General features: G+C 71.3%; 20 protein-coding genes. 9 read left to right on the top strand and 11 right to left on the bottom strand.

Going from position 1 to position 20702, the window contains the following annotated elements; genetic code table 11:
- Window position 1: 1 nt before the first annotated feature.
- The 3 genes from ACFYZS_RS02450 to ACFYZS_RS02440 all read left to right on the top strand — a co-directional run bounded on the left by ACFYZS_RS02450 (window position 2) and on the right by ACFYZS_RS02440 (window position 2924).
- Window positions 2–781 carry an ABC transporter permease subunit gene (locus tag ACFYZS_RS02450; protein WP_389006295.1) on the top strand — a complete coding sequence of 260 codons (780 nt, stop codon included), beginning with the start codon at window positions 2–4 and terminating at the stop codon, window positions 779–781.
- 188 nt (window positions 782–969) lie between these two features.
- The gene (locus ACFYZS_RS02445) at window positions 970–2085 is read left to right on the top strand and encodes an ABC transporter ATP-binding protein (RefSeq protein WP_389005930.1); all 1116 of its coding nucleotides are present in this window, start codon (window positions 970–972) and stop codon (window positions 2083–2085) included.
- On the top strand, window positions 2082–2924 hold the full coding sequence (locus ACFYZS_RS02440; protein ID WP_389005928.1) for an ABC transporter permease: 843 nt from the start codon (window positions 2082–2084) through the stop codon (window positions 2922–2924). The genes ACFYZS_RS02445 and ACFYZS_RS02440 overlap by 4 nt, the downstream gene beginning before the upstream one ends.
- A gap of 15 nt (window positions 2925–2939) precedes the next feature.
- Here the strand turns inward: ACFYZS_RS02440 and ACFYZS_RS02435 are convergent, their stop codons facing one another.
- On the bottom strand, window positions 2940–3266 hold the full coding sequence (locus ACFYZS_RS02435; protein WP_389005926.1) for an ATP/GTP-binding protein: 327 nt from the start codon (window positions 3264–3266) through the stop codon (window positions 2940–2942).
- A gap of 242 nt (window positions 3267–3508) precedes the next feature.
- Between ACFYZS_RS02435 and ACFYZS_RS02430 the strand changes: the two genes are divergently transcribed.
- Window positions 3509–4528, top strand: coding sequence for an LLM class flavin-dependent oxidoreductase (locus tag ACFYZS_RS02430; protein WP_389005924.1), 1020 nt, complete (start codon window positions 3509–3511; stop codon window positions 4526–4528).
- Window positions 4529–4590: 62 nt separating this feature from the next.
- Here ACFYZS_RS02430 and ACFYZS_RS02425 read toward each other — a convergent pair whose 3' ends face one another.
- The gene (locus ACFYZS_RS02425; RefSeq protein WP_030153794.1) at window positions 4591–4983 is read right to left on the bottom strand and encodes an SCO5389 family protein; all 393 of its coding nucleotides are present in this window, start codon (window positions 4981–4983) and stop codon (window positions 4591–4593) included.
- Between the two features lie 220 nt (window positions 4984–5203).
- On the opposite strand from ACFYZS_RS02425, the gene nucS reads away from it, so the two are divergent.
- Complete coding sequence (nucS, locus tag ACFYZS_RS02420) at window positions 5204–5875, top strand: endonuclease NucS (RefSeq protein WP_389005922.1); 672 nt, start codon at window positions 5204–5206, stop codon at window positions 5873–5875.
- 61 nt (window positions 5876–5936) lie between these two features.
- Here the strand turns inward: nucS and ACFYZS_RS02415 are convergent, their stop codons facing one another.
- From ACFYZS_RS02415 to ACFYZS_RS02405, 3 genes are all read right to left on the bottom strand, one after another.
- Window positions 5937–8399 (bottom strand): ATP-binding protein, encoded by a 2463-nt coding sequence (locus tag ACFYZS_RS02415; RefSeq protein WP_389005920.1) that lies wholly within the window; start codon window positions 8397–8399, stop codon window positions 5937–5939.
- 190 nt (window positions 8400–8589) lie between these two features.
- Window positions 8590–8913 (bottom strand): STAS domain-containing protein, encoded by a 324-nt coding sequence (locus ACFYZS_RS02410; RefSeq protein WP_030153791.1) that lies wholly within the window; start codon window positions 8911–8913, stop codon window positions 8590–8592.
- A 172-nt stretch (window positions 8914–9085) separates the two neighbouring features.
- A complete protein-coding gene (locus tag ACFYZS_RS02405; RefSeq protein WP_389005918.1) occupies window positions 9086–9934 on the bottom strand; it encodes a 3-hydroxyacyl-CoA dehydrogenase family protein in 849 nt (282 codons plus the stop codon).
- A 280-nt stretch (window positions 9935–10214) separates the two neighbouring features.
- On the opposite strand from ACFYZS_RS02405, the gene ACFYZS_RS02400 reads away from it, so the two are divergent.
- The gene (locus ACFYZS_RS02400) at window positions 10215–10787 is read left to right on the top strand and encodes a cob(I)yrinic acid a,c-diamide adenosyltransferase (RefSeq protein ID WP_389005916.1); all 573 of its coding nucleotides are present in this window, start codon (window positions 10215–10217) and stop codon (window positions 10785–10787) included.
- Window positions 10788–10789: 2 nt separating this feature from the next.
- On the opposite strand, the gene ACFYZS_RS02395 is transcribed toward ACFYZS_RS02400, so the two are convergent.
- Window positions 10790–11359 (bottom strand): hypothetical protein, encoded by a 570-nt coding sequence (locus tag ACFYZS_RS02395; RefSeq protein WP_389005914.1) that lies wholly within the window; start codon window positions 11357–11359, stop codon window positions 10790–10792.
- A gap of 187 nt (window positions 11360–11546) precedes the next feature.
- Here ACFYZS_RS02395 and ACFYZS_RS02390 point away from each other — a divergent pair, with 187 nt between their 5' ends.
- The 3 genes from ACFYZS_RS02390 (at window position 11547) to ACFYZS_RS02380 (ending at window position 15439) form a co-directional block, all read left to right on the top strand.
- Window positions 11547–12755: a sensor histidine kinase gene (locus ACFYZS_RS02390; protein WP_389005912.1), complete on the top strand. Its 1209-nt coding sequence runs from the start codon at window positions 11547–11549 to the stop codon at window positions 12753–12755.
- Window positions 12752–13405, top strand: coding sequence for a response regulator (locus ACFYZS_RS02385; RefSeq protein WP_389005910.1), 654 nt, complete (start codon window positions 12752–12754; stop codon window positions 13403–13405). The genes ACFYZS_RS02390 and ACFYZS_RS02385 overlap by 4 nt, the downstream gene beginning before the upstream one ends.
- A 168-nt stretch (window positions 13406–13573) precedes the next feature.
- A complete protein-coding gene (locus ACFYZS_RS02380; protein ID WP_389005908.1) occupies window positions 13574–15439 on the top strand; it encodes a glycosyl hydrolase family 18 protein in 1866 nt (621 codons plus the stop codon).
- An 88-nt stretch (window positions 15440–15527) separates the two neighbouring features.
- Here ACFYZS_RS02380 and ACFYZS_RS02375 read toward each other — a convergent pair whose 3' ends face one another.
- From ACFYZS_RS02375 to atpA, 5 genes are all read right to left on the bottom strand, one after another.
- Window positions 15528–15974 (bottom strand): DUF2550 domain-containing protein, encoded by a 447-nt coding sequence (locus tag ACFYZS_RS02375; RefSeq protein ID WP_030153784.1) that lies wholly within the window; start codon window positions 15972–15974, stop codon window positions 15528–15530.
- 128 nt (window positions 15975–16102) lie between these two features.
- Window positions 16103–16477, bottom strand: a complete 375-nt coding sequence (locus tag ACFYZS_RS02370) for a F0F1 ATP synthase subunit epsilon (RefSeq protein WP_008738187.1) — start codon at window positions 16475–16477, stop codon at window positions 16103–16105.
- A gap of 164 nt (window positions 16478–16641) precedes the next feature.
- A complete protein-coding gene (gene atpD, locus ACFYZS_RS02365) occupies window positions 16642–18084 on the bottom strand; it encodes a F0F1 ATP synthase subunit beta (protein ID WP_030857157.1) in 1443 nt (480 codons plus the stop codon).
- Complete coding sequence (locus ACFYZS_RS02360; protein ID WP_389005905.1) at window positions 18084–19001, bottom strand: F0F1 ATP synthase subunit gamma; 918 nt, start codon at window positions 18999–19001, stop codon at window positions 18084–18086. Before ACFYZS_RS02360 ends, atpD begins: the two co-directional genes overlap by 1 nt.
- A 20-nt stretch (window positions 19002–19021) precedes the next feature.
- Window positions 19022–20617: a F0F1 ATP synthase subunit alpha gene (atpA, locus tag ACFYZS_RS02355; RefSeq protein ID WP_132756803.1), complete on the bottom strand. Its 1596-nt coding sequence runs from the start codon at window positions 20615–20617 to the stop codon at window positions 19022–19024.
- Window positions 20618–20702 lie beyond the last annotated feature (85 nt).

The raw sequence follows: 20702 nt of genomic DNA, 5'->3' as shown, positions 1-20702 counted from the left end.
CATGTCCTCCTTCCCCGCCGTTCTCCGGTCCGAGTGGACCAAGATCCGCACGGTCGCCTCCACCACCTGGACCCTGGTCGCGGCCCTGGTGGTCACGGTCGGCGTGAGCGCCGGCCTGTGCGCCGTCTTCAACGCCACCTTCAACGACATGCCGCAGGAGCAGCAGGTCACCTTCGACCCGACCCTGGCCAGCTTCGCGGGCATGACCCTCGGCCAGCTCGCCATGATCGTCTTCGGTGTGCTGGTGGTGGGCACCGAGTACAGCTCGGGCATGATCCGCACCTCGCTGGCCGCCGTACCGCGCCGGGCGAGCTTCCTGGCCGGCAAGCTGATCGTGGCCACCGGCCTCGCGCTGGTCGTGGGCCTCGTCACCAGCTTCCTGTCCTTCTTCCTCGGACAGGCCATCCTGGGCGACCGCAGCATCGGCATCGACGCGCCGAACGTGCTGCGCGCCGTGATCGGCGCCGGCCTCTACATGGCCATGATCGCCCTGTTCTCGATGGGCGTGGCGACGATCCTGCGCAGCTCGATGCTGTCGCTCGGCATCCTGATGCCGTTCTTCTTCCTGGTCTCGACGATCCTCGGGGCGGTCAGCGCGACCCGGAAGGTCGCCCAGTACTTCCCGGACCAGGCCGGCTCCAAGATCATGCAGGTGGTCCCGGGGGCGATGGACAGCGGCGAGGCCCCCTACGGGCCGTGGGGCGGCTTCGGGATCATGGCGCTGTGGGTGCTGGCCGCCGTGCTCGGCGGCTACCTCGTACTGAACAAGCGCGACGCCTGATCCCCGCGCACGTGAGGCGTCCGCCGTGCGGCGGACGCCTCACGTACTACGGGTCATCCCCGGGTCGGAGTCAGGGACAGCTCAGGGATCCGGTCCGGGGTGGAACCGTAGGCGACTCGATATCCTCTTAACCCTTACGCGGACGAAAGTCGTCCGGTCCTGGCAAGGGGCAGAGCAGAGGCAGAGCAATGATCGAGGCTGTCGGCCTGACCAAGCGCTACGGCGCCAAGACCGCCGTCGACCAGCTGTCCTTCCAGGTCAGGCCGGGTCACGTGACGGGATTCCTGGGGCCGAACGGCTCCGGGAAGTCCACCACCATGCGCATGATCCTCGGCCTGGACCGGCCCACGGCGGGCAGCGTGACGATCAACGGCCTGCCCTTCCGGCGGCTGCCGAACGCCCAGCGGCACGTCGGGGCCCTGCTCGACGCCAAGGCCGTGCACGGCGGCCGCCGCGCCCGCAGGCACCTGCTCTCCCTCGCCCAGCTCTCCGGCATCCCCGAGAAGCGCGTGGACGAGGTACTGGCCGTCGTCGGCCTCCAGGACGTCTCCCGGCAGCGTACGAAGGGCTTCTCGCTCGGCATGGGCCAGCGGCTCGGCATCGCCGCCGCCCTCCTCGGCGACCCCCAGGTGCTGCTCTTCGACGAGCCGGTCAACGGGCTCGACCCCGAGGGGATCCTCTGGGTCCGCACCCTCATGCGCCGGCTGGCCGCCGAGGGCCGGACCGTGTTCGTCTCCTCACACCTGATGAGCGAGATGGCGCTGACCGCCGACCACCTCATCGTGATCGGCCGCGGGCGGCTGCTGGCCGACATGGGCACCCAGGAATTCATCGCGCACAACTCGGCCGGATTCGCGCGGGTGCGCGCGGCCGACAATGATCACGCTGGCCGGGATGCACTGGGTGAAGCCCTGACCAAAGCCGGCGGTCGGGTCCTCCAGGAACCCGAGGGGACACTGCGCGTGACCGGCCTGGAGCTCTCCCGGATCTCCGACCTCGCCCACGAGGCCGGCGTACGGCTGTGGGAGCTGTCCCCGCACCTGGCCTCGCTGGAGGAGGCCTACATGCGGATGACCCAGGCCGACGTGGAGTACACCTCCACCGAGGACCCGCGCGCCGAGCTGTGGGAGCCCGAGCCGCTGACCGTCCCCGCCTGGGAGGACGAGCTCCAGACGCCACAGGTGCCGCAGGGCGCCTTCTTCGCTCCCCCTCCGCCCGGCGCGGGCGGGCGGCCCTTCCTGATGCCCGCCGACCCCGGCGAGCTCGCCGGCACCGACCGGAACACCACCGAGGACACCCGATGACCGGCTCCACCCGTACCGCGAGCACCGCAGACCGGCCGAAGAGCTACAGCTCGCCGCTGGAGACGCCCCGGCCGCACCTCGGGCACGCCGTGGCCTCCGAGTGGACGAAGCTGATCTCCGTGCGCTCGACCGTGTGGACGCTCGGCTCGCTGGTGCTGCTCGTCGTCGGCATCGGGCTGCTCGCCGTCTCCGAGACGCGCTCGGCCGACTACCAGCAGGTGCCGCTGACGGCGCCCGCGCTGTTCGGACTGCTGGTGGGCCAGATCTCCGTGATGGTGCTCGGCGTCCTGACGATCACCTCCGAGTACGGCACCGGGATGATCCGTACGACCCTGACCGCCGCCCCCGACCGGGCGCGGGTGCTGACCGCGAAGTACCTGGTGTTCGCCACCGTCGCCTTCCTCGCGGTCTCCGGTTCGGTGGCGGTCGTGGGACTGTCCTCCGCGATCCTGCGGGGCGGCTCGGCCGCCGGGTCGCACGGCGCCTCCGAGTGGATCCACGCGCTGGTCGGCTGTGTCTACGTCACCCTGCTCGGGGTCCTCGGGCTCGCGGTCGGGGCGATGCTGCGGCACTCCGCCGGGGCGATCGCCGTGATGCTGGGGCTGATCACGCTGCCGCCGGTGATAGGGGCGATGCTCAGCATGTGGGAGACCCTGGCCCCGATCGGCAGCGCCGTGCTCCGCTACAACGCCCCGGTCGCCCTCATGAGGCTGTTCGGCCTGCCGGACGCCGACACCGGGAGCGCGCCCGGAACCACCGTCCAGCTGCTGCTGATCCTGCTGGTGACGGGGGCCGCCGTGGCGGGCTCGTACGTGGTGGTCGGCCGCCGCGACGTCTGATCCCGTACGCGGGAGTCAGTACTTGGGGGCGTTCCTGGACCGCTGCACCCGTGAGGTGCGGCGGTCCTTCGCGTTCCAGCAGGCCTTGTGCCAGTGGCGGCGGTCGTCCACGCCGCCGTACTCCGGCCAGGCCACCAGGTGCGGGGTGCCCGAGGGGATCTCCTGGTCGCAGCCCGGACAGCGGTAGCGCTTGCCCGCCGCGCTCGCGCCCGCGACGTGCCGGACCTTCCACTCCTCGCCCTGGTACTCCTCCGTGCGCTCCAGCCCGTAGCGGTCGAGGCCGGTGCTGGGGCGTTCTTCCGGAGTCTCGCCGCCCCTGGGGCGGTTGTGGCGCGGTGACACGTATACCTCACGTATGGGCGGACCGAAGTGACTTTCTCCCAGACTACGCGCAGCGAGGCCGGGTACCCGCAGGGTGGCTGACAGAGGTCGGCAGACCGCGGCGCGCTCGCAGTCTTCCGGCCTGACTATCCCAATAACTTTCGTGTCAGGCCGTGCCTTTGGCACGTGTCAGACGTTGTTGCCATCAGATGAACCGGTCCACCTGGGGGAGGCCGCGTCAGCCACGAGGAAGGCAGAAGGCGATGCGTGTAGGAGCGTTTGTACTGGCGGCCCAGTTCCCGGGCCAGGGGCAGGGGGAGGCGCTGCACCGGGCGGTGCGGACCGCGGAGGTGGCCGAGGAGGCTGGGCTGGACTCGGTGTGGCTCGCCGAGCACCACTTCGTCCCGTACGGGGTCTGCCCCTCGGCGGTGACCTTGGCGGCCCTCCTGCTGGGGCGGACGAGGCGGCTGCGGGTGGGCACGGCGGTGAGCGTGCTGCCGAACACGCATCCGGTGGCCCTCGGGGAGCAGGCCGCCCTGCTGCACCTGACCTCGGGCGGCCGCTTCACCCTGGGGGTGGGCCGGGGAGGGCCCTGGGTGGACCTGGAGGTGTTCGGCGGCGGTCTGGACGCCTACGAGAGGGAGTTCCCGGAGGGCCTGGACCTGCTGCGGCGCTGGCTGGCCGAGCCGCGGGTGGCGGGCGCCGGCGAGCGGTACGGGTTCCGCGAAGTGGCCGTCGTACCGCGCCCGTCGGAGGCGCTGGACGGGGACGGGTCAGGGCCGGAAGTGATCGTCGCGTGCACCTCGCCCGCGTCGGTGCGCCTCGCCGCCGAGCGGGGGCTGCCGATGCTGCTGGGCATGCACTGCGGGGACGAGGACAAGGCGGAGATGGTCGCCCTGTACCGGCGTACGGCCGCGGCGGCGGGCCGCAACCCGCACGCGCCGCACGTGTCGGCGGGCGTGTGCCAGTTGGCGGACCGTACGGCGGACGCCCGCGAGGCCCTGCTGAAGGCGATGCCGGGCTGGCTGAAGCAGGGGCTGGACGCGCACGTGACGGTGGACGGCCGGGAGCGTGCGATGCGGGACCCCGTCGCCTACACCGAGCTGCTGTGCGACCTGCACCCCGTGGGCAGCCCGCGGCTGGCGGCGAACCGGCTCGCGGCCACCTCGGAGCGGACGGGCATCACGCGCTTCGCCCTGCTGGCGGAGGGCTCCGGGGATCTGGCCGCGACGGAGGAGAACGTACGGCGCCTCGGCGCCGAGGTCCTGCCCCGTCTCGGCTGAGGCTGCCGCCCCGGTATCAATGGCACCTCCCCCGATACGGAGCGGCAGCGGAGTACGGTCGGTCAGCAGTCCCGCAGCTCGGGCGACTGGTTGAGCAGCTGGCCGCGGATCGAAGTGAACTTGGCGAGCCGGTCGTCCGACGAGGGATCCAGCGGGAACACGGCCACCCGGTGGCAGTTCTGGAAGGCCAGGCGCACCCCGAAGTGCCGCTGCAGCGCACCACGTATCGCGTCACTCGCGAGAGCGCGCAGCAGCTGTCCGCGCGCCTGCTCGTCGGGCGGCGGCGTCTGGTTGTCGGCGAACTCTCCGCCGTCCACCTTCAGCTGGGCCACCAGCGAGCTGATCATCTCCCACGCGAAGGGCAGGGAGGTCCGGACGCAGTCGACGAAAGCGGCTTCGTCGACCTCGCCTCGCTCGGCCTGTTCGAGTAGGGCCGGTGAGACGTCGAGCGACATGGGTTCTCCTCTCGCGACCCCGGCCGTTTGGGTTGCCGGAGTCTTACGGGCAGGGAAGGAGGCCGCGACGCAGAGTGCACGCTCCGCCACCTCCCGCTCACCACGGTAGGCGCCCCGTGGGTGGCGCACCAGGAGAATGCGCATACAACGCGCCATCCGCGAACGGGGCTTTCGGGGGCGAATCGCGTGGAGGCCTTTCCGTCGAGTAGCGTTGCCGACCATGCGTCTCGTCATTGCCCGCTGCTCCGTCGACTACGCGGGCCGGCTCACCGCCCATCTGCCCTCGGCACCCCGTCTGATCCTCGTGAAGGCCGACGGCAGTGTCTCGATCCACGCGGACGACCGGGCGTACAAACCGCTCAACTGGATGTCGCCCCCCTGCACCCTCAAGGAGGGGACCGGGGACGATGCCGGCGTCTGGACCGTCGTCAACAAGGCGGGCGAGAAGCTCATCATCACCATGGAGGAAGTCCTCCACGACTCCTCCCACGAGCTGGGCATCGACCCGGGTCTGATCAAGGACGGCGTGGAGGCACACCTCCAGGAGCTCCTGGCGGACCGCATCGAAACGCTGGGCGACGGCTACACGCTGATCCGGCGCGAGTACATGACGGCGATCGGCCCGGTGGACATCCTGTGCCGGGACGCCTCCGGCGCGACGGTGGCCGTGGAGATCAAGCGGCGCGGCGAGATCGACGGCGTCGAGCAGCTGACCCGCTACCTGGAACTCCTGAACCGGGACCCGCACCTGGCGCCGGTGCGCGGCGTTTTCGCGGCCCAGGAGATCAAGCCCCAGGCCCGCGTTCTGGCCACGGACCGCGGCATGGACTGCGTGGTCCTGGACTACAACGCCCTGCGCGGCATCGAGGACGACAAGCTCCGCCTGTTCTGACGGCTCGGCCGAGCGCCGGGCCCGGGAGGGCCGGCGCTCGGCAGGTCACGCGGTCACGCGGTCACGCGGTCGCCGACGGGCTGGCCGGTGTGGCCGTCGCGGTGGGCGTCGGGGCCGGGGTCGACGGCGGCGGCGTGGGCTCGGTCGTCGGCGGCGTCGGGTCCGGGTCCGGCGACGGGGGCTTCGGCCCGTTCGACGACGGCTTCTGCGAGGGCGGCGGCGTGACCGGCTTGCGCGACGGCGGCCGCGGCGGCTGGTTCGGGTCCGGAGTGAGGGCCGATTCCGGGGAGCCCGGATCCGAGGCTTCGGGGGCCGCGGTTCCCGGGTCCGTTGCAGGATCGTTCCCGCTCGTGCCCGGCACGCCCGGGACCGCCGCCCCGGGCGTCGGCGTGGACGACACCGCCGGGCCGCCCCCGCCCGCCGGGCTCTGCGGATCGTCCGAGCCGCCCATCGCCAGGGCCATCACCGTGCCCAGCGCCACGACCGTCAGCGCCCCCGCCGCCGCCAGCAGCACCGGCTTGCGGCGCGGCTGCGTACGCGGCGCCGGTGCGGGCGCGGGCACCACCGGCGGCGCCGGCTTCGGGTTGAGGGGGAAGGCCTCCTCGAAGACTTCGGTGAGGGTCGTCGGGGCCTCCGAGCGTCCGATCACCGGCACCACGGGCGCCACCGCGGGCGCGGCCGCCGCGGGCGAGCCCGTCGCGGGGCGGGCCGGCGCAGGCCTCGCCGCCGCGCGTCCGGCCGCCGCGGGTCCGGCCGCCGGCAGCACCGTCGTCACCGCCTCCGCGGACGCCGCGGCCGCCGCCTCCGGCGGCTCCAGCCGCAGCGGCGGCGACACCTCCACCCCCGCCTTCTCGCGGTCGGTGACCAGCGCGAGCGCACGCCGCCCCGCCACCGTGCCCCGCTTGTCGGCGAGCGCGCCCTTCAGGCCTATGGAGGCCTCCAGTTCGGCCCGCGCCCGGTCCAGCCGCCCCTCGCACAAAGCGAGTACGCCGAGCTCGTGGTGGAAGTACGCCTGCTCCGCGACCTCTCCCGCCTTGCGCGCCGCCTCGGCCCCCGAGCGCAGCACCCGCTCCCACGCCTCCCAGTGCCGCGAGGCCGCGAACGCCGGGGCCGCGGTCCGGGCCAGCAGCACGGCGGCCACCACGTCCGCGCCGGCCAGCGCCGCCAGCACCGCGTCGGCCTCCGCCGCGACCCGCTCCGGGGTCACCGAGGCGTGTCCGGTCCACCAGGCGTAGTGGCGGGCGGCCGTACGGGCCTCCTCCGCCGCGGTGTCCCCGTACCCGGCCTCCTCCAGCTGCCGTGCGACCCCGGCGGCCAGCCGGTAGCGGGTGCCGACCGGGGTGAGCAGTCCGCAGCCCAGCAGTTCCGCGACCGCCGCGTCGGCGTGGGTGTCCCCCACGAGCGCCGGCAGGTGCGCGTGGTGCGGGAGCTCCCCTCCCAGCGCGCAGGCGATGCGCAGCGCCGCCCGCGCGGACTCGCTGACCCGGGAGGCCAGCAGCTCGGCGGGGGCCGCGCCCTCGGCCAGCGTCGGCAGCGGTATGACCGCGGCCTCGCGCGGCCGCTCCTCGAAGACCCCGGGCTCCTCGTCCTCGTCCCCGGCCGAGGAAAGGTTTCGCTCGTCGCGCTGGCGCAGCAGCGCCGCCGCCTGTACGAAGCGCAGCGGCAGCCCCTCGGACGCGAACCGCAGGTCGCCCGCCCAGGCGGTCTCCTCCTCGGTCAGCACCCGGCCCGTGCCGGCTTCGAGCAGCTCCACGCACTCGGCCCGGCCGAGCCCGCCGAGGAAGACCTCCTCCAGGTGCGAGTCGTCGGAGGGGGCCCGGGTGTCGGGGGTGGCGGCCAGCAGGTAGGCGCACTCGGGGGTGGCGCGCAGCAGCTCGTCGAGGGCGGCCCCGCCCATCTCCAGGTCGTCGAGGAGCACGATGGCGCCGATGTCCCGTACGCGGGCGAGGAGTTGGGTCCGCTCGGGCCGCTCCTGCGAGGCCTCGTACACGGCGGCGTACAGGGCGTGCAGCAGCTCTCCGGGCTGCTGGTGCCCGTACCCGCTGAGCCGTACGACGCCGTCGGGCGCCATGCGCGCGCAGTCGGCGGCCACCGCGTCCAGCAGGGAGCTGCGGCCGGAGCCGGCGGGCCCGGTCAGCCGGACGGAGCGGCCGCGGCCCAGCAGCCGTACAAGGCGCTCGCGCTCCTCCTCGCGGGCGAGGAGCGGCGGGGCCGGGGCGGCGGGGCCGGGCAGGACGGGCGGGCGCGCGGCGGAATCTCGGGCGGCGCGGTCGGCGGCGGTGCGCTTGGCGGGGGCGCTGCCGCCGGTGCCGGGGCGGCGCGGCTCGATCTCGCTGCCGTCGACGGGGTTCACGGTGAGCGTGAAGTCCCCGGCGGTGAGGGTGACGACGCGCGCGACGGCGGGGCCGGCGGCGGCCCCTGCGGGTGCCGCGGAGGCCGTCGCGGGAGGCGCGGGCGCCGTCGCGGGCACGGGTGCCGTCGCGGGCTGCTCCACCGGTTCGGGCTGCCCCTGCGTGCGGTCCATGACCTCGTCCCCCGATCGCGCCCTGCGCCGTAGCCGTCGTGTCGTACCGTCCGGCCTTCGCACATTCCGCTGTCGCTACGGGTCCGGTTCCGCCCGAACCCTAGACGGTGCCCGGTCGTGCACGGAACCGCAGGGGTGCCATCACCACCGGACCGTTACGTTTCCGCAGGAAGGGTGGACGGTGGCCGCGTCAGACCCTCGGGAGGGATTCCGCTTCCAGCCCGCCCTCGATCGCGAGGATGCGGTGGAGCCGGGTGGCGACGAGGAGGCGCTGCATCTGCGGCGGCACGCCGCGCAGGACGAGGCGGCGGCCGGTCCGGCCGGCCCGCCGGTGGGCTCCCATGATCACGCCGAGTCCGGTCGCGTCCCAGGAGTCGAGCCCGGTGAGGTCCAGCACGAGGTCGCCGTGGCCGTCGTCGAGGGCGGTGTGGAGGGCCGTACGGGCGTCCGCCGCGCTGCGCACGTCGAGGCGGCCCCCGACAGCGAGTTCGGCGTGGTCGCCCCTGATGTGCATATGTGCTCCCGGCAGTCCTGGGTACGGGTACGTAGGGATCCGACTGGTCCGCGGTCGGCAACTCTCACTGCATCTGACTGCCGTTCGGGCAGCGAGGTTGCCGACCGTGAGCGAACCGATACCTAATTCACCCGTGCGGGTGCGGATATTCGAACTGGCGCTCAGTGTCGCTTCAGTGCTTGTAGAAGCCCTGGCCGCTCTTGCGGCCGATGTCGCCGGCGTCGACCATGCGGCGCATCAGCTCCGGCGGCGCGAACTTCTCGTCCTGGGACTCGGTGTAGATGTTGCCGGTGGCGTGCAGCAGGATGTCGACGCCGGTGAGGTCGGCGGTGGCGAGCGGCCCCATGGCGTGGCCGAATCCCAGCTTGCAGGCGATGTCGATGTCCTCGGCGGACGCCACGCCCGATTCGTACAGCTTCGCCGCTTCGACGACCAGCGCGGAGATCAGACGGGTCGTCACGAATCCGGCGACGTCGCGGTTGACGACGATGCAGGTCTTGCCCACGGACTCGGCGAAGGCGCGGGTGGCGGCGAGGGTCTCGTCGCTCGTCTTGTAGCCGCGGACGAGCTCGCAGAGCTGCATCATCGGGACGGGCGAGAAGAAGTGCGCGCCGACGACGCGCTCCGGACGCTCCGTCACGGCCGCGATCTTGGTGATCGGGATGGCGGAGGTGTTGGACGCGAGGATCGCGTCGTCGCGTACGAGCTTGTCGAGCGCACGGAAGATCTCGTGCTTGACCTCGAGCTTCTCGAAGACGGCCTCGACGACGATGTCGACGTCGGCGACCGCGTCGAGGTCGGTGGTGGTCTTGATGCGGGCGAGCGCGGCCTCGGCGTCCTCGGCCGTCATCCTGCCCTTGGAGACGAACTTGTCGTACGAGGCCTTGATGCCGTCGGTGCCGCGGGTCAGCGCGGCGTCGGTGACATCACGCAGTACGACGTCCCACCCCGCCTGAGCGGAGACCTGAGCGATTCCGGAACCCATCAGTCCGGCACCGATGACGGCGAGCTTCCCAGCCACTGCACACCCCACGTTCTTCCATACGGCCCAGTCTCGTAAGCCTCTCCGGCGGAGACTAGCGCCAGCGAGGGTTCGTGTGACCGCGAAGTAACACGCGTCACGTCTCAACTGACGGACATCACACCGATCCGGCCCACCCGCCGCCTCCCGCCAACCGGCCCCCGATCGCCCGCAGTCGCAGGGCCTCCGCGCAGGCCGGTGGGGGGCGTACGCGTGCGCGCGGCGGAGCCCGTTCCGCCGCCGCGTGCGATTTTCCAGTGGGGCTCACTACGCTGGCCGCATGGTGAACCTCACGCGCATCTACACCCGCACCGGCGACAAGGGCACGACCGCTCTCGGCGACATGAGCCGCACGGCCAAGACCGATCTGCGGATCTCCGCCTACGCCGACGCCAACGAGGCCAACGCGGCCATCGGCACGGCGATCGCCCTCGGCGCACTGCCGGCGGATGTCGTGAAGGTCCTGGTACGGGTGCAGAACGACCTGTTCGACGTCGGTGCCGACCTCTGCACGCCGGTCGTCGAGAACCCCGAGTACCCGCCGCTGCGCGTCGAGCAGTTCTACGTCGACAAGCTCGAAGCCGACTGCGACACCTTCAACGAGCGGCTGGAGAAGCTGCGCAGCTTCATCCTCCCCGGCGGCACCCCCGGCGCCGCCCTGCTGCACCAGGCCTGCACCGTGGTCCGCCGCGCCGAGCGCTCCACCTGGGCGGCCCTGGAGGTGCACGGCGAGGTGATGAACCCGCTGACCGCCACCTACCTGAACCGCCTCTCCGACCTCCTCTTCATCCTGGCCCGTACGGCCAACAAGGAGATCGGCGACGTCCTGTGGGTGCCCGGCGGCGAGCGGTAGCGCTACCGCTCGGCCGCGGCCCGCTCCTTGCGCGGCCGAGCCGCCGGGGGCTTGCGCGGCCAGATCGTGTACGTGGCGGCGATCACGGCCTGGATGCCGAGCACCCTCAGGGCGACGTACTGCCAGCTCTGCAGGGCGCCGGTGTCGGCCGCGTCCCCCACGTACCAGATCGCGCCCTGCAGCAGCCCGAGCGCGACGGCCACGCCGAGCAGCGTGCGCGCCCACAGTTTCCACTCGTGGACCGCCCTCGCCCTGCCGTGCTTCGGGCCGGGCGGCTTCGGGCCGCCGGCGAGGCGGTACGCCGCGTGCCGGTCGAGCCACTTCACCGTGTAGTGGCCGTAGCCGACGGTGTAGCCGATGTAGAGCGCGGCCAGGCCGTGGGTCCAGCTCGGCTCGCCCCCGTTCCTGAGGTCCACCGCGGTGGCGACGAGCAGGACCAGCTCCAGCAGCGGCTCGCACAGCAGCACCGCCGCCCCGAGCCGCGGCATCTTCGCGAGGTAGCGCAGCGCCAGCCCGCCGGCCAGCAGCACCCAGAAGCCGACCTCGCAGGCGATGATCAGTGCGACGAGCACCGGATTCTCCCTTCTCTTGCCGTGTGCGGGCTTCCGACAACCACTGGATCCAGCCTCCCGCCCGATCCGCACCGCTTCGTCGTCGCCGGTGACGAACCGTGACTGCATCCTTCGGTGTACTGCCGGCCCGCCTGGCCTCCGCCCCGGCGGCGACGCCCGGCCCGCCCCCACCCTGTTGGATGGAACCGTGACCCCGACCACCGCCCCCGCGACCCCCGCCAAGACCTTCCGCCCGCACCGCGACGACGTGCTTCTCGCGGTGTTCAGCGTGCTCGCGGGCCTGGCGCTCTGGTCGCTCGGCATCTACAGCACGAACAACCGGCACTTCCTCCCCGCGTGGGCCGCCCTGGTCCCGCTCCTCGCGCTCGGCCCGATGGAGCTGCTGCGCCGCACGGCGCCCAACACCACGCTGGCCGTCGGCACCGTGGGGGTGATCGCCGACCAGTTCACCGTGGGCAACCTGGCCACGGTCCTGATCTTCACCGACCTGATGTACGCGGCCGTCGTCTACGGCAAACCCGCCATGGCCCGGCGGCTCCCGATCACCACCGGCCTGGTCACCATCGCCGTCACCATCGCCTCGGTGGCCTGGCTGCGCACCCCGCAGGCCCTGATGATCGGCGTGATCACCGGCATCGTCTGCTTCGGCCCGGCCCTGACCGGCGCCACCCTGCGCAACCACCGCGAGGCCGCCGAGGCCGCCCGGCTGCGCGCCGAGCAGACCGCGCTGCTGGCCGAAATGGACCGCAGCCAGGCCGTCGTCGCCGAGCGCGCCCGGATGGCCCGCGAGCTGCACGACATGGTGGCCAACCACCTCTCCGCCATCGCCATCCACTCCACGGCCGCGCTCTCCATCGACTCCCCCGAGACGAGCCGGGAGGCCCTCGGGGTGATCCGGGAGAACAGCGTGCAGGGGCTGGCCGAGATGCGCCGGCTGATCGGGCTGCTGCGGGACGCGGGCGCCGAACAGGAGGCGGTCGCCACGCCCTCCCTCGACGGGCTCGACGCCCTGCTGGCGCAGGCCCGCGCCAACGGCGCCGCGAGCGGGCTGGACTTCGTACTGTTCGACGAGCGGCCTCCGGGGGAACCGCTGCCGGCCCCCGTGGAGCTGGCCGCGTACCGGATCGTCCAGGAGTCGCTGACGAACACCCTCAAGCACTCCGTGCCGGGCACGGTCCGGGTCCGCGTGACGCGCGCGGACGGGCGGCTGACCGTACGGGTGGAGTCCCCCTACGGGGAGCGGCCGGGCCCCCGCGCCCCGGGCTCGGGGGCCGGGCTGATCGGCATGCGGGAGCGGACGGAGCTGCTGGGCGGGGAGTTCTCGGCGGGCCGTACGGGATCGGTGTGGCTGGTGCGGGCGGAGCTGCCCGCGGAGGAGAAGGCGGTGACCGGATGAGCATCCGGGTGGTGGTGGCCGAGGACCAGAGCGCGGTACGGGCGGGGCTGGTGCTGATCCTGCGCAGCGCGGGCGACGTCGAGGTCGTGGGCGAGGCGGCGGACGGGGAGGAGGCCGTGCGCCTGGCCCGGGAGCTGCGGCCGGACCTGGTCCTCATGGACGTCCAGATGCCGCGGTTGGACGGGGTGTCGGCGACCCGCCAGGTGGTCGCGGAAGGGCTGGCGGACGTCCTCGTCCTGACCACCTTCGACCTGGACGAGTACGTGTTCGGCGCGCTGCGCGCGGGGGCCGCGGGCTTCCTGCTGAAGAACGCGGACGCCGCCGAGCTGATCGAGGCCGTACGGACGGTCGCGCGCGGGGAGGGCCTGATCGCCCCGGCGGTGACCCGGCGGCTGATCGCCGAGTTCGCGGCTCCGCAGCCCGTGAAGGCCCCGGTGGCGCCGGAGACGGCCGCGGCGCTGGCCTCGCTGACGCGGCGGGAGCGGGAAGTGCTCGGCTGTCTGGGCGAGGGGCTGTCGAACGCGGAGATCGCGCTGCGGCTGGAGATGGCGGAGGCGACGGTGAAGACGCACGTCAGCAGGCTGCTGGGCAAGCTGGAGCTGCGCAGCCGGGTTCAGGCGGCCGTGCTGGCCCAGGAGTTGGGCCTCTAGAGGCACACCGGAGCGAAGGTCTGGACCTCTTGACGGTTGGTCCAGACCTTTCTACGCTCGCGGCAACTGTGGTGAGCGTGCCATGACAAGCGTGCTCACGGGCGGCGCAGGTCCCATCCCCAGTCCCGGTCGGCCCCACGACCGGGACGGACCTACGGAGGAGCACCCTTGAGCACAGCACGCGCAACAGGCACGGCACCCCCACCCCGCAAGCGACTGCTGCGAAGGCTCGCCGCGAGCGTGGCCGCCTTCGCCCTGCCCATCGCCGGACTCGTGGCCCTGGCCGGCCCCGCGCAGGCCGCCGCCTCCGCGACGGCCACCTACACCAAGGTCTCCGACTGGGGCACCGGCTTCGAGGCCAAGTGGACGGTGAAGAACACCGGCACCACCACCCTCACCAGCTGGACCGTGGAGTGGGACTACCCCTCCGGCACGACGGTCACCTCCGCCTGGGACGCCACCGTCACCAGCTCCGGAACCCACTGGACCGGCAAGAACGTCGGCTGGAACGGCACCCTCGCCCCCGGTGCCACCATCAGCTTCGGCTTCAACGGCGCCGGCTCCGGCGCCCCCAGCGGCTGCAAGGTCAACGGCGGCTCCTGCGACGGCGGCTCGACCCCCACCGACAGCCCGCCGTCGGCCCCCGGCACCCCCACCGCGAGCGGGGTCACCGACACCGCGCTGACCATCGGCTGGGCCGCGGCCACCGACGACAAGGGCGTCAAGAACTACGACGTCTACCGCGGCGGCACCAAGATCGCGACCGTCACCGGTACGAGCTACTCCGACTCCGGCCTGACCAAGGGCACGACGTACACCTACAGCGTCATCGCCCGCGACACGGCCGACCAGACGGGCCCGGCCTCCGGCTCCGTCTCGGTCACCACGACCGGCGGCGGCACCACTCCCCCGGACCCGGGCGGCAAGGTGAAGCTCGGATACTTCACCGAGTGGGGCGTCTACGGGCGCAACTACCACGTGAAGAACCTGGACACCTCCGGCTCCGCCGCGAAGATCACCCACATCAACTACGCGTTCGGCAACGTCCAGGGCGGCAAGTGCACCATCGGTGACGCCTACGCCGACTACGACAAGGCCTACACCGCCGACCAGAGCGTCGACGGCGTCGCCGACAACTGGGACCAGCCGCTGCGCGGCAACTTCAACCAGCTGCGCAAGCTCAAGGCGAAGTACCCCCACATCAAGGTGCTGTGGTCCTTCGGCGGCTGGACCTGGTCCGGCGGCTTCGGCCAGGCCGCGGCCAACCCGGCCGCCTTCGCCGACTCCTGCTACAGCCTGGTCGAGGACCCGCGCTGGGCGGACGTCTTCGACGGCATCGACATCGACTGGGAGTACCCGAACGCCTGCGGCCTGTCCTGCGACACCAGCGGCGCCGCCTCCCTGAAGAACGTCCTGTCCGCGCTGCGCACCAAGTTCGGCAGCAGCAACCTGGTGACCGCCGCGATCTCCGCCGACGGCTCCAACGGCGGCAAGCTCGACCTCGCGGACTACGCGGGCGCCTCCCAGTACGTCGACTTCTACAACGTGATGACGTACGACTTCTTCGGCGCGTGGGACGCCAAGGGCCCGACCGCCCCGCACTCCCCGCTCACCTCGTACGCCGGCATCCCGATCGCCGGATTCAACTCCGAGGCGGCGATCACCAAGCTCAAGGGCAAGGGCATCGCGGGCTCGAAGCTCAACCTCGGCATCGGCTTCTACGGCCGCGGCTGGACCGGCGTCACGCAGGCCGCCCCCGGCGGCAGCGCGACCGGGCCCGCCCCCGGCACGTACGAGCAGGGCATCGAGGACTACAAGGTGCTCAAGAACAGCTGCCCGGCCACCGGCACCGTCGCCGGCACCGCCTACGCCAAGTGCGGCAGCAACTGGTGGAGCTACGACACCCCCGCCACCATCGCCGGGAAGATGAGCTGGACCAAGCAGCAGGGGCTCAGGGGCGCCTTCTACTGGGAGTTCAGCGGGGACACGGCGAACGGCGAGCTCGCCAACGCGGTCCACACCGGGCTCCAGTAACCCACGCCCGCCGGCCCGGTGAACGACGAAGCCGGGGAGACGGGGTCCGCCCCCCCGTCTCCCCGGCTTCTCCGCATCGTTCGAAGGCTCAGGCCACGTTCACCCTCTGCCCGGGCGGCGCCGCCTCGAGCCAGGCCAGGAAGCCGGTCAGCGCGTCCTCGCTCATCGCCAGCTCCAGGCGGGTCCCGCGGTGGAGACAGCCGAGCACGACGGCGTCGGACAGCAGCGCCAGCTCCTCCTCACCCTCGGGGGCGCGGCGGGCGACCACCTCGATGGAGGAGCGCTCCAGCAACCGGCGCGGCCGGGGGGAGTACGAGAAGACGCGGAACCACTCGATGCGGTCACCGCTGTAGCGGGCGACCCCGTACACCCAGCCCTTGCCGGAGATGTCGGGTTCCTCGGAGACCCCCCAGCGCAGACTGCAGTCGAAGGTGCCGCCGGACCGCTGGATCAGTCTGCGGCGCAGCCCGAACACAAACAGCCCGATCACCACCAGGGCTACGACCAGGCCGCTCACAAGCAGAGCGAGGAGCATCTTCACCGACCTCCTCGCTCATCGAATACCTCAAACGAAAAACGACCTGCATCGCCTCAGCCGCGACCCGGTCTGGAAAATTCCAGACCGGACCGCGGCTGAGGTCTCAAACCTGTTCGGTACGGGGCTCAGTGCCCCGTGACCGCGCGCAGCCGGACATCGGCGCGACGCTCGGCGGCCGCATCGGCCTCCGACTTCGCGCGCTCCAGTGCCCGCTCCGCACGCTGGACGTCAATCTCGTCAGCGAGCTCGGCGATCTCGGCCAGCAGGGACAGCTTGTTGTCCGCGAACGAGATGAATCCGCCGTGCACCGCGGCGACGACAGTGTTGCCCTCGCTGGTGCGGATGGTCACCGGGCCCGATTCCAGCACACCGAGAAGCGGCTGGTGACCGGGCATGACGCCGATGTCGCCGGACGTGGTGCGGGCGACAACAAGGGTGGCCTCGCCGGACCAGACATTGCGGTCCGCCGCGACCAGCTCGACGTGCAGCTCAGCAGCCAAGGTGGCTCCTCGGGTCACCACCCGGCGGGTCAGCCGGGTGTTGGGTCAAATTCTAATGGGCGTGGGGAGAGGGACGGGACACACCCGCCCCTCTCCTACGAGACACCAGCCGGCGGGCCGGCGGAGCCTTCGAACCGGAAGCGCCCCGCGAGGAGCGCGCCCGATCAGGAGACGCCCAGCTCCTTGGCGTTGGCCTTCAGGTCCTCGATGCCACCGCACAGGAAGAACGCCTGCTCGGGGAAGTGGTCGTAGTCACCATCGCAGATCGCGTTGAACGCGGTGATCGACTCGTCGAGCGGAACGTCCGAACCGTCCACGCCGGTGAACTGCTTGGCGACGTGGGTGTTCTGCGACAGGAAGCGCTCGACACGACGGGCACGGTGGACAACGAGCTTGTCCTCCTCGCCCAGCTCGTCGATACCGAGGATCGCGATGATGTCCTGGAGGTCCTTGTACTTCTGCAGGATCCCCTTGACGCGCATCGCCGTGGCGTAGTGGTCCGCCGCGATGTACCGCGGGTCGAGGATGCGGGACGTCGAGTCCAGCGGGTCCACGGCCGGGTAGATGCCCTTCTCGGAGATCGGACGGGAGAGAACCGTCGTCGCGTCGAGGTGGGCGAAGGTGGTGGCCGGCGCCGGGTCGGTCAGGTCGTCCGCGGGGACGTAGATCGCCTGCATCGAGGTGATCGAGTGACCGCGGGTCGAGGTGATGCGCTCCTGCAGCAGACCCATCTCGTCAGCCAGGTTCGGCTGGTAACCCACGGCGGACGGCATGCGGCCCAGAAGGGTCGACACCTCCGAACCGGCCTGGGTGTAACGGAAGATGTTGTCGATGAAGAAGAGCACGTCCTGCTTCTGCACATCGCGGAAGTACTCCGCCATGGTCAGACCGGCCAGGGCGACGCGCAGACGGGTGCCCGGGGGCTCGTCCATCTGGCCGAAGACGAGCGCCGTCTTGTCGATGACGCCGGAGTCGGCCATTTCCTCGATGAGGTCGTTGCCCTCACGGGTACGCTCACCGACGCCCGCGAAGACCGACACACCGTCGTGGTTGTTGGCGACGCGGTAGATCATTTCCTGGATCAGAACGGTCTTGCCGACACCGGCACCACCGAACAGACCGATCTTTCCACCCTTGACGTACGGGGTGAGAAGGTCGATGACCTTGACGCCGGTCTCGAACATCTCGGTCTTCGACTCGAGCTCGTCGAAGCGGGGCGCCTTGCGGTGGATCGGCCAGCGCTCGGTGACGTTGGCGTTCTCCTCCGGGTAGTTCAGCACCTCACCCAGGGTGTTGAAGACCTTGCCCTTGGTGAAGTCACCGACGGGGACGGTGATGCCCTCGCCCGTGTCGGTCACCGGGGCCTGGCGGACCAGGCCGTCGGTCGGCTGCATCGAGATGGTACGGACGAGGCCGTCACCCAGGTGCTGCGCGACCTCGAGGGTCAGGGTCTTCAGCGCGCCGTCCTCGGCCGGGTCGGCGACCTGGACCTTCAGCGCGTTGTAGATGTCGGGCATCGCGTCGACGGGGAACTCCACGTCGACGACCGGGCCGATGACCCGGGCGACGCGGCCCGAGGCGGCGGCCGTCTCAACAGAGGTCGTCATTACTTGTCACTCCCCGCGGTCGCGTCGGCCATGGCGCTGGCGCCACCGACGATCTCGCTGATTTCCTGGGTGATTTCGGCCTGGCGGGCCGCGTTGGCAAGCCGGGAGAGGCTCTTGATGAGGTCTCCGGCGTTATCGGTCGCCGCCTTCATCGCGCGGCGGCGGGCGGCGTGCTCGGAAGCGGCTGCCTGCAGCAGTGCGTTGTAGATACGGCTTTCGACGTAGCGCGGCAGAAGGGCGTCGAGGACGTCCTCCGCCGACGGCTCGAAGTCGAACAGCGGAAGGATCTCGCCCTTCGTACCGCTCTCCTCCGCAGCCTCGTCGAGGCTGAGCGGCAGCATCCGGCCGTCGACCGGGTTCTGCGTCATCATCGACACGAATTCCGTGTAGACGATGTGCAGCTCGTCGACGCCACCTTCGGCCGTCTCCGTCTGGATGGCTTCGATCAGCGGCCCGGCGACGCGCTTGGCGTCGGCGTAGGCCGGGCTGTCGGTGAAGCCGGTCCACGAATCCGCGACCTTGCGCTCGCGGAAGCCGTAGTAGGCCAGACCCTTACGGCCGACGATGTAGGTGTCGACCTCCTTGCCCTCGCCGCGGAGCCGCTCGGTGAGCCGCTCCGCCTGCTTGATGGCATTGGAGGAGTAGCCGCCGGCCAGACCGCGGTCGCTCGTGATGAGCACGATCGCGGCACGGGTCGGCTGCTCGACCTCGGTCGTCAGGGCGTGCTTGGTGTTCGAACCGGTCGCCACCGCGGTCACCGCACGGGTGAGCTCGGTCGCGTACGGCATCGACGCCGCCACCTTGCGCTGCGCCTTGACGATGCGCGAGGCGGCGATCATCTCCATCGCCTTGGTGATCTTCTTGGTCGCCGTGATGGCACGGATGCGACGCTTGTAGACCCGGAGCTGCGCTCCCATGAGTCAGGTCCCTTCCGTCGTCACTTGGAGACGTTGACGGCCGGTGCGTCCTCGCCCAGGAGCTTGCCGTCCGAGGTCTCGAACTGGCGCTTGAAGCCGGCGATGGCGTCCGCGATGGAGGACAGGGTGTCGTCCGACATCTTGCCGCCGTCCGCGATGGAGGTCAGGAGGTCCTTGCGCTCACGGCGCAGGTGCTCCAGCAGCTCCGACTCGAAGCGACGGATGTCGTTGACCGGGACGTCGTCCATCTTGCCGGTGGTACCGGCCCAGACGGAGACGACCTGCTCCTCGACGGGCATCGGCTGGTACTGGCCCTGCTTCAGCAGCTCGACCAGGCGCTTGCCGCGCTCCAGCGCTGCCTTCGACGCGGCGTCCAGGTCGGAACCGAAGGCGGCGAACGCCTCCAGCTCACGGTACTGGGCGAGGTCCAGGCGCAGACGGCCGGAAACCTGCTTCATGGCCTTGTGCTGGGCCGAGCCACCGACGCGGGAGACCGAGATACCGACGTTCAGCGCCGGGCGCTGGCCCGCGTTGAACAGGTCGGACTCCAGGAAGCACTGGCCGTCGGTGATGGAGATGACGTTGGTCGGGATGAACGCCGACACGTCGTTCGCCTTGGTCTCGACGATCGGCAGACCGGTCATCGAACCGGCGCCCATGTCGTCGGAGAGCTTCGCGCAGCGCTCCAGCAGACGGGAGTGCAGGTAGAAGACGTCACCCGGGTAGGCCTCGCGGCCCGGCGGGCGGCGCAGCAGCAGCGACACGGCGCGGTAGGCGTCGGCCTGCTTCGACAGGTCGTCGAAGATGATCAGGACGTGCTTGCCGGCGTACATCCAGTGCTGGCCGATGGCGGAACCGGTGTACGGCGCCAGGTACTTGAAGCCGGCCGGGTCGGACGCCGGGGCGGCGACGATCGTCGTGTACTCGAGCGCACCGGCGTCTTCCAGGGCGCCGCGAACGGACGCGATGGTCGAGCCCTTCTGGCCGATGGCGACGTAGATGCAGCGGACCTGCTTGTTCACGTCGCCGGAGCGCCAGTTGTCGCGCTGGTTGATGATCGTGTCGACGGCCAGAGCGGTCTTGCCGGTCTGACGGTCACCGATGATCAGCTGACGCTGGCCACGGCCGACGGGCACCATGGCGTCGATGGCCTTGTAGCCGGTCTGCATCGGCTCGTGCACCGACTTGCGGACCATGACGCCCGGAGCCTGAAGCTCCAGGGCGCGACGGCCTTCGGTCGCGATCTCGCCGAGACCGTCGATCGGGTTGCCGAGCGGGTCGACGACACGGCCGAGGTAGCCCTCGCCGACGCCGACGGAGAGCACCTCACCGGTGCGCTGCACCGGCTGGCCCTCCTCGATACCGCTGAACTCGCCGAGGACGACCGCACCGATCTCGCGCTCCTCGAGGTTGAGGGCGAGACCGAGGGTGCCGTCCTCGAACTTCAGCAGCTCGTTCGCCATGGCGGAGGGCAGGCCCTCCACCTTCGCGATGCCGTCGCCGGCAACGCTGACCGTTCCGACCTCCTCGCGCGAGGCCGCGTCCGGCTGGTACGACTGGACAAAGTTCTCCAGTGCGTCCCGGATCTCCTCCGGCCGGATCGTGAGCTCCGCCATCTGGGTTCCCTGCTCTCCTTGTTGGGCCTGAAGCTTCTTAGGGGTCTGGGGGCGACCCCCAGGAATCTTCTGCAAGTTCTGCACG

Origin of the sequence: Streptomyces sp. NPDC001903 (genome assembly GCF_042891345.1) — a bacterium.
Taxonomy (GTDB): Bacteria; Actinomycetota; Actinomycetes; order Streptomycetales; family Streptomycetaceae; genus Streptomyces.
This window is presented reverse-complemented; position numbering and strand designations above follow the sequence as displayed.